The organism is Weissella koreensis KCTC 3621, assembly GCF_000277645.1.
In genome coordinates, this window is record NZ_AKGG01000016.1 from 304,844 (window position 1) to 317,489 (window position 12,646).

15 protein-coding genes are annotated in these 12,646 nt (G+C 31.4%); 4 read left to right on the forward strand and 11 right to left on the reverse strand.

Annotation, left to right across the window (positions count from 1 at the left end):
* Positions 1-18 precede the first annotated feature (18 nt).
* Entirely contained in the window at positions 19-843 is an 825-nt protein-coding gene (locus tag JC2156_RS08045) for an HAD-IIB family hydrolase (protein WP_104914563.1), read from the reverse strand.
* 34 nt (positions 844-877) lie between these two features.
* Positions 878-2,221, reverse strand: a complete 1,344-nt coding sequence (locus JC2156_RS08050; protein WP_006846145.1) for a TrkH family potassium uptake protein — start codon at positions 2,219-2,221, stop codon at positions 878-880.
* Between the two features lie 694 nt (positions 2,222-2,915).
* Here JC2156_RS08050 and rlmH point away from each other — a divergent pair.
* Positions 2,916-3,395: a 23S rRNA (pseudouridine(1915)-N(3))-methyltransferase RlmH gene (gene rlmH, locus JC2156_RS08055; RefSeq protein WP_006846146.1), complete on the forward strand. Its 480-nt coding sequence runs from the start codon at positions 2,916-2,918 to the stop codon at positions 3,393-3,395.
* A 432-nt stretch (positions 3,396-3,827) separates the two neighbouring features.
* Here rlmH and JC2156_RS08060 read toward each other — a convergent pair whose 3' ends face one another.
* The 4 genes from JC2156_RS08060 to JC2156_RS08075 all read right to left on the reverse strand — a co-directional run bounded on the left by JC2156_RS08060 (position 3,828) and on the right by JC2156_RS08075 (position 5,452).
* On the reverse strand, positions 3,828-4,361 hold the full coding sequence (locus JC2156_RS08060) for a DUF1643 domain-containing protein (protein ID WP_081482767.1): 534 nt from the start codon (positions 4,359-4,361) through the stop codon (positions 3,828-3,830).
* Positions 4,362-4,433: 72 nt separating this feature from the next.
* The gene (locus JC2156_RS08065) at positions 4,434-4,706 is read right to left on the reverse strand and encodes a hypothetical protein (protein WP_238530598.1); all 273 of its coding nucleotides are present in this window, start codon (positions 4,704-4,706) and stop codon (positions 4,434-4,436) included.
* Positions 4,707-4,729: 23 nt separating this feature from the next.
* Positions 4,730-5,035 (reverse strand): hypothetical protein, encoded by a 306-nt coding sequence (locus JC2156_RS08070; protein WP_038241317.1) that lies wholly within the window; start codon positions 5,033-5,035, stop codon positions 4,730-4,732.
* A 78-nt stretch (positions 5,036-5,113) separates the two neighbouring features.
* Positions 5,114-5,452, reverse strand: coding sequence for a hypothetical protein (locus JC2156_RS08075; protein WP_006846149.1), 339 nt, complete (start codon positions 5,450-5,452; stop codon positions 5,114-5,116).
* A 282-nt stretch (positions 5,453-5,734) separates the two neighbouring features.
* Here JC2156_RS08075 and JC2156_RS08640 point away from each other — a divergent pair, with 282 nt between their 5' ends.
* From JC2156_RS08640 to JC2156_RS09145, 3 genes are all read left to right on the forward strand, one after another.
* Positions 5,735-6,340: a helix-turn-helix domain-containing protein gene (locus JC2156_RS08640; protein ID WP_006846150.1), complete on the forward strand. Its 606-nt coding sequence runs from the start codon at positions 5,735-5,737 to the stop codon at positions 6,338-6,340.
* 39 nt (positions 6,341-6,379) lie between these two features.
* Entirely contained in the window at positions 6,380-7,261 is an 882-nt protein-coding gene (locus JC2156_RS08085) for an ABC transporter ATP-binding protein (protein ID WP_006846151.1), read from the forward strand.
* Positions 7,262-8,012: 751 nt separating this feature from the next.
* Positions 8,013-8,777, forward strand: coding sequence for an ABC transporter permease (locus JC2156_RS09145; RefSeq protein ID WP_006846154.1), 765 nt, complete (start codon positions 8,013-8,015; stop codon positions 8,775-8,777).
* A gap of 658 nt (positions 8,778-9,435) precedes the next feature.
* On the opposite strand, the gene JC2156_RS08105 is transcribed toward JC2156_RS09145, so the two are convergent.
* The 5 genes from JC2156_RS08105 to JC2156_RS08125 form a co-directional block, all read right to left on the reverse strand.
* On the reverse strand, positions 9,436-9,738 hold the full coding sequence (locus JC2156_RS08105) for a type II toxin-antitoxin system RelE/ParE family toxin (protein ID WP_006846155.1): 303 nt from the start codon (positions 9,736-9,738) through the stop codon (positions 9,436-9,438).
* 2 nt (positions 9,739-9,740) lie between these two features.
* Positions 9,741-10,034 carry a type II toxin-antitoxin system RelB/DinJ family antitoxin gene (locus JC2156_RS08110; protein WP_006846156.1) on the reverse strand — a complete coding sequence of 98 codons (294 nt, stop codon included), beginning with the start codon at positions 10,032-10,034 and terminating at the stop codon, positions 9,741-9,743.
* 249 nt (positions 10,035-10,283) lie between these two features.
* A complete protein-coding gene (locus JC2156_RS08115; protein WP_338009592.1) occupies positions 10,284-10,484 on the reverse strand; it encodes a helix-turn-helix transcriptional regulator in 201 nt (66 codons plus the stop codon).
* A 54-nt stretch (positions 10,485-10,538) separates the two neighbouring features.
* Positions 10,539-10,895, reverse strand: a complete 357-nt coding sequence (locus JC2156_RS08120) for a type II toxin-antitoxin system RelE/ParE family toxin (protein ID WP_006846158.1) — start codon at positions 10,893-10,895, stop codon at positions 10,539-10,541.
* Positions 10,896-11,720: 825 nt separating this feature from the next.
* The coding region (locus JC2156_RS08125) for an MFS transporter (protein WP_038241321.1) at positions 11,721-12,646 on the reverse strand (926 nt) is incomplete at its 5' end.

Genomic DNA, 12,646 nt, shown 5'->3' on the forward strand with positions numbered 1-12,646 from the left:
TTAAAGCTCCTATCATCTCTACTTATTAGTCTGTTTCTTTTGTAAATACTTTTCAATTGTCTTGATAACACCTGAATGCTGATTATCAGCCATCGCTGGTGGAAATTGTTCAACAATCACTGGATCTCCATTCGACATGGCATAAGGCATTTGGGCTATTTTCAACATCTCCAAATCATTCAATCCATCACCAAATGCCATGATCCAGGGCTGATCTTGCTGGTAATATTGGGCTAAAATTTGAAGTCCTTGAGCTTTATTGACCGTCGCAGCAATAACATCAATTGATCCATAACCTGATGTTGTAACATAGACTGACGATCCTACTTGATTTTGAATAAGCTCAATCAATGCTGGGACAGCCTGTGTTTCAACCCCAAAAGTTAATTTAACAATCCTATCATGAATTTCATTGACCTGCTCCACGAAATAACTTACTTGGTCCTCACGCTGAAAAGTATTTTTTTGATGGTTTAAATTTCGATGTTTTCTCAACATAAACTTATGATTCAAGCCGACAAAAATAACCCCTTTTTCAAGATGCATTTTTGAAATAACCTGCATAACTTTTTCCATAATTATAATTGGTATTACAGCTTCCTGTAATACTGTACCATTCGCTGCAATCACTACGGCCCCATTATTAGCCACAATATCAACTTGGCCCCAGACTGGTGCGAAACTTTTTTTTAACATGATCATATCACGACCTGTTGCCAGTACAAAATGATTATCTTGAGAATTAATTATTTGAACTAATGTTTTGAATCGATCCACATCATACTCTCTTTGATTATCAAAAAACGTTCCATCTAAGTCACTTGCAAAAAAATCACCAGCCATCATCCAGCCTCCTTTTCATGTTAAAATATCGAAATTATCCAATTAAGACTTCTTCTTCTGGGTATTCAATATGTGTATCTTGAGCATGAACATTCAATACTGAAAACATAACAGTGTACAGACCGACTCGACCAATAAACATAACCGTCATAATAATGACTTTCCCCACACTAGAAAGATTTGGGGTCAGTCCTAACGTTAGTCCAGCCGTTGAGAAAGCAGATACCACCTCAAAGACGTAATATTCGGTTCCCCGACCCTTAGGCAAGGTTTCTGTGATACTAAGGAAAAACGATGCTAAGAAAATAAAAATAATCGCCACAATTGCCAACATTAAGGCCTTATTAACGGTCTTTTTTGAAAACTGACGATCCCTAAATCGAACCGATTCTTGCCCCCGCAAGGAAGCCCAAACCTGTGCTATTAAAATTCCTGCCGTTGTCGTTTTGATTCCCCCAGAAGTTGATCCAGGAGTCCCACCAATGAACATCAAAAAGACAAACGTCATAAAGCCGGCATTTGAAATTGTATTCATTGGTACAATTTCAAATCCTGCCGTTCGTGGAGTGATAGCAACAAACAAGGTATCAATAATCTGGTTAAACCATCCATTTGCTTGGCTAAAAGTTCCCGTTAGTGTATCTGAGATCAAGAATCCAACAAATCCGATCCCAATAAGCCACGCTGAAACTGTCAACGTCAAACGAGTGTGTAAACTAAAATTATGTCTTTTCCGTTTTGAAATGATATCTCGCCAAACTAAGAATCCTAATGATCCCGCTAAAATCAATAACATCGTTACAATTAAGACGTATGAGTCACTTTTAAATTGACCAAAAGGAGCATCGAAAAAGACAAATCCGGCATTAGCGAAGGCTGAAATCGAATGAGCAATGGAATAATAAATTCCCTTCATCCACCCAAATCGAGGAATAAAATCAAACGCTAGTAATACAGCCCCTAACGCTTGAATTATAGTTGATAAACGTAAAATATATTCAAGAATTGAGTGTACGTCTGAAAAGCTTTTTAAATTTAGGGCCTGCTGTGCAAGCATTCGTGATCGCAAATCCAATCGTCTTCCAGTCAAAGTAATTAATAATACCGCAAATGTCATAAATCCCAACGCCCCTACTTCAATCATCATTAAAATGATGATTTGTCCAGGCAGAGTCCACGTAGTAGCAGTTGGTAATGTATTTAGTCCCGTAATAGTCGTCGCTGAAACAGCAGTAAAAATGGCGTCAATCAATGGCACATGCGTATGAGAATGATGCATCCACGGCAGAGTTAACAATAGGCTCCCCATAAAAATAATTAATAAGAAACCCAATGTTAAAATTTGTGGTGGGGTCATTTTTTTAGCAATTTTTTTCATTTTCCATACCCGTTTCTAAATTTATCCTGTTCACCTAAAATTATAACCTAATTCCTTTATTCTAGCTCTTTGTTAATAAATTGTGTAAAACTTTAAACTTTAGTTATCCCCACCTGTGTATAAACTGTTAATAACTGTCGATAGTTTTCAACAATTTATATTTTTAACGTGTATAATTGTGTTTTTATGTCAAATAAAGCAATATACTTTCTTTTTATAAATCCTTTTATGAAGCCATCTAAATCTTGATTGTATTTTATAATAGAGATGTTAAAAACCACATTGCTAATTTTATTTAATTCAATTTTAATGTTTTTTAATACTGTTAATAAAATGTTCAAATTTAAATATTAGATACCGCTTACAACGTTAAAACACGTTCTTTTATACTTAATATGTTAATATCGTTCGTCTTTTTATAAAGGCTATTATATTAATGCACATATTAATGATTAAATTTAACTTTATTAACCTTTACAAAGGTTGTTATAATAGGCTTAAAATAACTTTTCCACAGAGTTACTAACAACTGTGGATAATCATTAAAAGGTTTAAATTAACAAGCTATAAACCGTGTTATAATTGAAAACAATGTAAAAAACATACAATATTTATGTGTGTAAAAGTAACAAATCAACTTCTCTACAGAATATACCATCTTAAGGTTTAAATTGATTAGAAAGCGTAAAAATATATGAACATCAAAATTATCACAGTGGGAAAATTAAAAGAGCAATTTCTTAAAGATGGAATTGCTGAATATGCCAAACGTTTATCAAAATTTGCCAAATTTAATATTATTGAAGTTCAGGATGAAAAAGCACCTGAACAATTGTCAGAAACGCAAATGCAACAAGTCATGGCAAAAGAGGGTGAACGAATTCTTAGCAAAATTAAAGACAAGGAATATGTTTTTGTCCTCGCTATCAAAGGAAAGGAACGAACTTCTGAAGCTTTAGCTCATGAAATAGATCAATTAGCTGTTACTGGACACTCCGATATAACTTTTGTAATTGGTGGTTCTTTGGGAACTGATCCATCAGTCAATCAACGCGCCAATACTCTAATTAGTTTTGGTAAATTTACCCTTCCACACCAGTTGATGCGCTTAGTATTAACTGAACAAATTTACCGCTCATTTATGATTAATATTGGATCCCCTTACCATAAATAACTGCGTCTTTTTCTGYTTTAATGGGATTATTCGYCCMTAAATCCAGATTYATTAAAGCTTGGGAACCCGCGCCAAAYATTGGTTGCGGGTCTTTTTTATGTCCYACTTGATCGTAATTTCAAAAGTTTAKATTTTTTATATATTTAGGTGTCATGTATGACCTCATTTAATAATCACGTCTTTYAAAAAACGTCAAACTCATTGGTACTCATACGTTTTATATTTATTTRYGYTYTTTATGATTAGTTTTGAKTMCCTTTCAATCAGTCTTTCAGACAATTRTCTCGAATTCCCCRTTATTTCCCGACGTTCCCCGTTCAAAATCCCGMCAAAATAAAAAAACGGGMWCSCYGAAGYCTTGWTATWMCTGRCTTMGTTCGAAATTTCCCGTTTTCCCGTTTATTTTWCCGATAATATATAGATATTATTTGACTATAGATTGATCCTGATTTTAGCTGAGTTCATTTGTTTTACAATTCGTTCATATAGTCCGACGGACTCTAATGTCTCTAGTTGCCAGTTCAATCCAAAACCACGCACAAATCGAGATAATGGATGTGCAGGTTCTTTAGTATCCTGTGCTACCAATACTTTGATTTTATCGTTAGCTTCTTGATCCATTAGACGTTCTAAAAATGTACGTAATCTAAATCGTGAAATTTCTGATTTATCGGTCAAAGCACCAGTCGCAATAACAATGTAGTCTTGTTTTAGTGCAGTTGTGATTAGTTCATCCATGCTATTATCTGTATACGCTTCGCGTAATATTTTCTCATTAGCTTTATTTCCTACACTCTTTGAAAACAAATTACCTACTACGACACCACCTCCTCCTAATTTAAAGATAGCATTTTGGATCAACATTCCAGTCATATCATCTGACACTAGCTGCTCATTAGCCGGATAGTTGCTTAATATGAAATAGCTTGGTAGATCACTATCCCACTGCCTGCTTTTCCAGAATATGTGTTCGCCCTCTCTTTTTTAACTTAGCTTCATTGTGACTTTTTCGATTGTTTTAGCCATTGTTATTTACTCCTATATCCTTTTTTCATATGCAATATCGCCCTTATAAATGACCGCATACCCTAATATCGATCCTTCTACGCTGTAATATGTAGCTATGGTGACTACTTCATTCTTATTGATTAAGATGATTTGAGAATTAATCTTTACTTTATCCACACCTAATAAAAAAGCTGGAACCATTGTTGGTTCTAGCTCACTTATTTCCATCAATATTTCTTCTGGTTTTAAGACTTCAATTGTATGGATATGTTCCCAACCAAATAGTTCAATTACCTGGTTCATCAATACTTTATATAGCTTATTATTCATATTTTACCTTTCTCAATTTGTTTGATTACTCCTATAATCCACCTGCGGGTGTATCCATACCTTTCTGATTCTTTATTTATATCTATTCCTCCATGTTCGTACTTATCCTTCAGAATTAGTTTCATGGCTTCAGGACTATATAAATGAACCGGCAGGTTAATCTGTTGTCCGCTAAGCTGTCTGAATATCTTCATTAAACCAAGTTCATCGCCTTCCAACGCCATTAATATATCCATATAGACTGAATTCAATGCATCTTTGTCTATTTCATCATAATATTTAGCCTGTTTGATTTTGATCACTTCCTTATTTTTTAGTATCGCTCAAAATATTAATTAATTCTGTCGCAATTGTGATTAAGACTTTTTGACCTACTCTCATTAAAATATCCATTCTTTAACTCCTTCCTTACGTGTAGCAATTAGTTGATTATCTTTGATCAATGCCATTCCTAAGGCCACTCTTGATTCTATATCCAAAAAATTAGCTACAATCATTTCTAGCTCTTTTTGATTTTTAAACGTGATATCCTGAACGACATATTCAATGACATACTCTACATCCCTTTTAACAAAATCTGGTAATTCTTCCACGCCCAATTCATCATAAAACATGACAATCGATTCAATCGGATATTCTTTTTTGGATATAATACCCTGACCTTTAAACATTGTTTTAATTGTTTTGTTCAGAATATGATTCAAACTACTTTTTTGCATCTATATTTCCTCCTTTATGACATAAAAAAAGGGCCAAGTGATAAATTCACTTGGCTCTACATTATTAAAATATATAAATATATCCTATATTCGTTTCGTTATATTTTCATTTTAATTGATAGAATATCCTAGATAATTGCAAAAAACTAATATTAAAGCCAATTATTTAGGCAACTATCTCTAGCATATATGCATTTCCATAATCAAAGGTGGTAAATTATAGATGACAGAGATAGTGTCTTTCAATTTACTTAAACCTGATATATTTTGGAGGTGTAGGAAATGTTACCCAAAAGTTTTAATGAACAATTAAAAACATTTAGAACAAAAGCAAAGTTAAGTCAAAATGAAATCGCCCATATATTACATGTTTCTCGCCAAAGTGTTTCTAGTTGGGAAACTGGACGCAATACTCCAGACATTGAAACCATAAAATCACTAGCGGATATCTATAACGTTTCCATTGATGAGCTTGTATTTGATCACAAGCAAAGCTTTCTTTCAAAAAACGATTTACGAGCACAAATAATACTTGGAATTGCTACTGGTTTTATGATTATGGGACGTTTAACAATGCTTGTTTCTATAGAGATGCGACTTTTTTGGGATTTACTAATTATTTTTTCCATCATACTTAATGTGATACTTTTCAAAAAAATAACTGATAAAAAAATTATGAGCTTAATTCTCTATGAAATTTCAATATTTCTTAGTATGTTTTTCAATGTTTTTAGCATGGGTATTGAGGGCCAAATGATTTTAGTTCCCTCATTGATAATGTTCCTATTATCAACAGCTTTTTTTGTAAAAAGTCGTCGATTGTTTATTCATAATATTAGGAGGATTTTAAAAAATGCAAACAATAAATATAATATTAGAACTAAATGATTCATATTTTAAAATTTTTAACCCATCCGAGGTGAAAACATGCTAACGGTTAAAAATGTTGATGTATTCATCGGTAAAAAAATGATAGTTAATCATGCCACATTTGATGTCGGCAAGGGTAAAGTTGTTGGATTAATAGGTCCTAATGGTGCTGGGAAAACCACCATTATGAAGACCATTCTTGGTTTATCAAAATTTAAAGGAGAAATACAACTTAATTCACTTAAAATTTCTGAATCTAATCATCATGCTCTTAAAAACGTTGGTGCCTTAATTGAGCATCCAGCTATATACCCATTTATGTCAGGTTACCAAAATTTAAGACTATATTCCAAAGATAATCAACATTTGCATGATCTTATCGATTTATTAGATATGGGACAATATATAAATAGAAAATCTAAGGGATATTCCTTGGGAATGAAACAGAAACTAGGAATTGCGATTGCTCTAACAAACAACCCTGAATTCGTTATCTTAGATGAACCGATGAATGGTCTCGATATCGAAACAACAATTTCAATTCGAAATATTATTAAAAAATATGCAAACAATGGAACTTCTTTTTTAATATCTAGTCACATACTGAGTGAATTAGAAAAAGTCATCACTGATGTTATCTTAATTAATAATGGCCAAATATTAATTGAAAAGCCGATTGAGTATTTTAATCAAAATAACTATAATTCTTATCAACTAGAAACAAGTGATCCTGTTAAAACTAGCGATATATTTCAAAAAAAGATTATTTTTTCAAAAATAAATGATACTACTTTTTTAATATCTAAAAAGCAATTATATCAAGTTCAAGACATTTTAAAAGTACATAACATCTATATCTTAAAATTGATTCAAAATAAATTGAATTTTGAACAACAAATAATCAAATTGTTAAATCAACAAAGGGACACTCAATCATGAGAGATATGATATACCAAGAATTTTATAAATTCAAAAAATTAAGAAGTGTATATTTTGGAATACTTTTTGTCATTATAATGATCATTTACACAGCCTTAACATCCGAAAATTCTGCGAATATGTTCATTGTTGGATTTGGTATGGCTCAATGGATTGGAATGATTTTAATTACTATTAGCAGTTACTTCATATTAATGTAATGTGATTATAATACAATTATACAAATAATATACAAAAACAACTCTAAATTTAAAATTTATTTTTCGAAATTATGGATTATTATTATCTACAGCATTATTTTACATTTAATCGGCTTTACATTAACAATGTTAATAAAATTTTTATATTTTAACAACAGTTATAACATAAGTGACCAAATATATAATAAAAGCTTATTTGAGTCACTAATTATTAATACATTTGGTTCGTTTGCTATGAATCTATTACTTTGTTCGATCATTTTTTTATTAGCTAATATAACATATTCCAATGTAGTGGTAGTTGGAACTGGCCTTTGCTTTTCTTTTTTTGGTAATTCTGTTATGTCTGCAGTTATGAGTGCTCTTAAATTTACACAGCCTATCTTAAAATGGAATCCCTTCAATATGTTTTCCATAATGAAACAATTACCAAATGGTAGGTATAATCATGCCATTGAACTTAATAATCTATCATTAGTCATTGGGACATTTGCTTATATAATAGTATTTCTATACATGGGATTTATATGTTTTAAGAAAAGGAGATTCTAATGAAATATACCACCCATCAAGAATTTTATAAGTTGGTTCATCGTAAAATAACTTGGATAATGCCAATTTTTTTACTGATAATAATGATTATTGCTTCCGTCACTTTTGGAAGCGACGGAAAATTTCTTTTCGTATCAACTTATGCATCCGGTCAGTTTATTCCTTTAGTTCTAGTTATGGTTGGATCTACTTTTTTTTCAATGGAATTTCAGAACAATACGATTTTAACTCTTATATATAAATCTTCAAATAAAATTCATGTATATTTATCAAAATTACTTGTACTTTTTACCTATAATATTGCTATTCATCTATTTGCGGTATTCATATCAATGATATTTGGATTAAGCAGTTTGAATGGTCATATTCATCTAATGGCAATATATATGTACCATCAAAATTTATTAGTAAATATGGCTATCGCGACTCTTCTCGACATTTTTATGTCTACATTAGTAATAAGCTTCGTCTTTTTGATTTCATGTATTATAAATAGTAACTCTATTGTTACTTTATTGGGAATTAGCCTAGTCATATTTGGATCATTATTCTCTAATATACTACTAAACAAAAATATTAATATAACTAAATTTATAAAATGGAATCCGTTTAACACTCTAAATTTAACTCCACAGTACTATAACTACACAATATATCACGACATAAGTCACTTAAGTAATTTTCAAATAACTATTTCAACTTTATTATATACATTTATTTTCATTATTATTGGGTATTTAATCTTTAGAAAAAAAAGATTTTGAAATTGTCCTAGTTAGACAAAAAAAGAGCTAATCATTACACTTAGATCTACTTCAACCTTATTAGAATATATATAGATATATTCTGTATTCTTCACAATTTTTATTATATTTATGAATTTCATACAATCTCATCAAATTCATTTTCCGGAACATAGGAATTTCAAAATATTTTTATCAAAACTCATATCAACTTCATACGACCTCATATTATATTGAAATAAATCATGAATAGAACGATACCATCAATTCAAATATAGTTCCAAATCCACCATTAGTTTAGTTAGGAGTTTCTTACCACTCATCCTGCTTCTTTTTATATTTATACATAGGACTTCTTAGTACAGCTTGAATACAAATTATCCACAAAAAAAGGGCGAACCCTTGAGTTCGTCCTTTTTATCTGCTTCTTTCAATTCGTCTACCAACTCGATCAATCATTTGGCTACATTAAATGATTATTAATTAATTTTTGGGTACGATGTTTCTGATGTTAATAAATCATTATATGGACTTTCAGTTGATGAATTCGAAACATATAATCCCATAATCATATCCACTCCTAGAAAGTTTTTGATACTTTAGACAATTTTTGAATAAATAAAAATACACTTATGATTACCAACTGGCCTGTTCATAAGTGTATTTTTTATTTTATCAATCATTGAAATAAATCTTTATGAGTACCTATTCTAACTAATCTAATAATGGGGTTAGTTTTATGTGGAATGTATATTACGACTACATCTACCTGCCCATCTGATAGATGAAAATCAAGGTTACCATTATATAAGCCTCCACGATTATCTAACCCATGAGGATTATATGAATCTGGCACAGTTCCATTAATTTTTAATTCTCGTAATGCAACTTTGAATTCAGATATCAATTCAGGATGGTCTCTCTTGAATACTTGATAATCTTTTTTAAATTGTGGATCTGGTTTTAGGATAAAGTCCGACATTCTTAATCCTCACTATCCAAATAGTTCATCAAATCGTCAACATTATTAAATTCTGGTGAATTATCAGGAATCAATCCCATTTCCTTTGCCTGTGCTTCAATTAAGGCCTTATGAGTTGTCTCATTAGGTATCTCTTCTGGGACAATCACTTCAAAAGGAATCTTATTTTGAATAACAAATTGCTTTGCAGCCATTACTAAATATCCATTTAGACTTAGTCCTGCTGCCTTTAAGCGTGGTTCTAATTCATCGCGTAACTCATCATCCAGACGAATAGTCGTTGGTGTTGTTGCCATAATAGTCACCCCCATGTATTTCGTGTATTCATTATAACATATAAATGAATACACAACTAATTTAAATGATTTTTCGAAAAACGTTCTTTTTCGTCCAATTTTATGAATTCATCCAATCTATGTTGCTGCTACTTGGTTTGACTGATTATATTTACCTTGTAGCCAATTTCACCTTCATTAAATTTCTTACTTACCAAGTTAGCATATGAAACGGCATAATCTTTTCTCTATAAATAATTTATTTTAATTTCAAGTTAGTGTAATTTTGACACGTTTACCTAACGCATTAGCAATTTCAGTGAATTTATCAATCGTGACATTGTCACCTTTTTCAATGTTAGCAACCGTTTTTTGACTAGTTCCAGCAAGGTCTGCTAGTTCTGATTGAGTCAATCCTGCTTCTGTTCGCGCATTATATAAGACAATTGCAGTTTCAAATTTATCACGAATGTTCTCGTAACCATTTGCCCACTCAACATCTTGTTTTTTTCTGCTATCAAATCATTAATTTTCATTATCAGACCATTCCTTTCTAAGTTCAATTGCATGCTTAATTTCACGTGCTGGAGTTTTTTGTGTTTTCTTTGTAAAGCCATGTGTGATGATATATTGTCCATGCTCCACATGAAAATAGATTGCCCGTTGAATATTTCCACCAGCCTCACTTCTCAATTCGAAAAGATTGTTATCTAGTTTTTTAATCCATTTAAGTTGCCTTGCAACCATTAAACCTTGTTCTTGCGTTTGTTCAATTGTCATAAGCATTTTTTGCTGATCACGGTCAGGTAACGTATTCAGCCACTCTAAAAATTCATCATGTCCGTTAGGTCGTTTATATGTTTCAAATTCTACATTTTCCATATCTTGATTATAACCTATTATTTCTTTTTTAACAACATACGTTATATATTTCAAAATTTTATATAAGCTGTATTCATGTAAAAAGCACGCGTAAACAGTTACGTACCAGCATCTATGTGGTCACTATACTGATAATATTTACGCAAAAGAAGCAGCCATTTCTAATAAGGATCCCCTTACCATAAATAACTGCGTCTTTTTCTGTTTTAATGGGATTATTCGCCCCTAAATCCAGATTCATTAAAGCTTGGGAACCCGTGCCAAATATTGGTTGCGGGTCTTTTTCATATCCTACTTGATCGTAATTTCAAAAGTTTATATTTTTTATATATTTAGGTACCATGTATGACCTCATTTGATCATCACGTCTTTCAAAAAACGTCAAACTCATTGATACTTATACGTTTTGGCTTTATTTACGTTCTTTATGATTAGTTTTGAGTCCCTTTCAACCAATCTTTAGCCAATTATCTCGAATTTCCCGACGTTCCCCGTTCAAAATCCCGCCAAAATAAAAAAACGGGATCCCTGAAGTCTTGATATTACTGACTTCGTTCTGGATTTCCCGTTTTCCCGTTTATTTGACCGATAGTATAGATATATATTTCAGAACACTTATACACATTGACATAAAACTCCCTTACGCATTCAGCATTTTCCCTCATTCATCGAAAAAAGGGATAAAACTTTATTCACTCAAGTTTGATCCCTTCTTTTTCACATATTTCCATATACCAATTTAAATTATCGTAAATTTAATATTATGGATTAATTCATTTAATTAAAATGATTTTCTGCTATATATTATAATACAGTGATGACATATTATTTTTTTATGTTATTTTTATTGTTTAACATCAATGTCAGTAAAATACTAATGAATACCATTATTATTCCAAAATATGGTGTAATTCTTAACCCAACTGCGGCTACTCCCTGTCCTCCCAATAATGAACCCAACGTAATTCCAATATTGAAAGCAGATATATTTAAAGCTGAGGCTATGGAAATGTCATTTGGTGTATATTTCTCAGCCATTTGTACAATATATAATTGTAGACCTGGAACATTCATAAAAGCAAATAAGCCTAAAAGCATAACACTTAGTAGTCCTAACCAGTGATTACTCATAAATAATAATAGTAAAATTAAAGTTATTAATAAACCTATAAACATTTTAATCAAAGCTGGTAATATATTTTGATTAGTCAATCGTCCGCCAATAGTATTACCAACTGCTACCATAAATCCATATATAACTAGAATAATAACAATAGAATTTGCACTCCAATGCATCATAGATTGAAGAATTGGTGTAATAAATGTATAAACGGTGAAGGTGGAACCATATCCTAACGCAGTTATAATTAAAGCAACTCGTAAAGTTTTACTTTTCAAAACATTTATTATACCCATAAAACTAGTCTTACTTCCTAGTGGCAAATCATTAGGAATAATAATCCAATTTACGATCAATCCTATTATTCCAATTAATGAAATAAAATAAAAAGACATATGCCATGTACTAATTTGTCCAATAAACGTTCCAAGAGGAACACCAGTCACAGTCGCTACTGTTAGACCTGTAAACATCACAGCAATCGCACTTGATCGACGGCTAGGTTCAACAACATCTGCTGCAATTATGGATGCAATCGACATAAATAAACCATGTGATAATGATGATATAACACGGCCAATTAATACCACGGTAAAATTAGGCGCAGTCGCTACAGTTATATTTCCAATAA

Coding starts and splice junctions, on each gene's coding strand:
- JC2156_RS08050 (WP_006846145.1), bottom strand. CDS start 2,221: ATGAAAAAAATTGCTAAAAAAATGACCCCACCACAAATTTTAACATTG.
- JC2156_RS08045 (WP_104914563.1), bottom strand. CDS start 843: ATGGCTGGTGATTTTTTTGCAAGTGACTTAGATGGAACGTTTTTTGAT.
- JC2156_RS08085 (WP_006846151.1), top strand. CDS start 6,380: ATGCTAACGGTTAAAAATGTTGATGTATTCATCGGTAAAAAAATGATA.
- JC2156_RS08065 (WP_238530598.1), bottom strand. CDS start 4,706: ATGAACCAGGTAATTGAACTATTTGGTTGGGAACATATCCATACAATT.
- JC2156_RS08120 (WP_006846158.1), bottom strand. CDS start 10,895: ATGGAAAATGTAGAATTTGAAACATATAAACGACCTAACGGACATGAT.
- JC2156_RS08075 (WP_006846149.1), bottom strand. CDS start 5,452: ATGCAAAAAAGTAGTTTGAATCATATTCTGAACAAAACAATTAAAACA.
- JC2156_RS08640 (WP_006846150.1), top strand. CDS start 5,735: ATGTTACCCAAAAGTTTTAATGAACAATTAAAAACATTTAGAACAAAA.
- JC2156_RS09145 (WP_006846154.1), top strand. CDS start 8,013: ATGAAATATACCACCCATCAAGAATTTTATAAGTTGGTTCATCGTAAA.
- JC2156_RS08105 (WP_006846155.1), bottom strand. CDS start 9,738: ATGTCGGACTTTATCCTAAAACCAGATCCACAATTTAAAAAAGATTAT.
- JC2156_RS08110 (WP_006846156.1), bottom strand. CDS start 10,034: ATGGCAACAACACCAACGACTATTCGTCTGGATGATGAGTTACGCGAT.
- rlmH (WP_006846146.1), top strand. CDS start 2,916: ATGAACATCAAAATTATCACAGTGGGAAAATTAAAAGAGCAATTTCTT.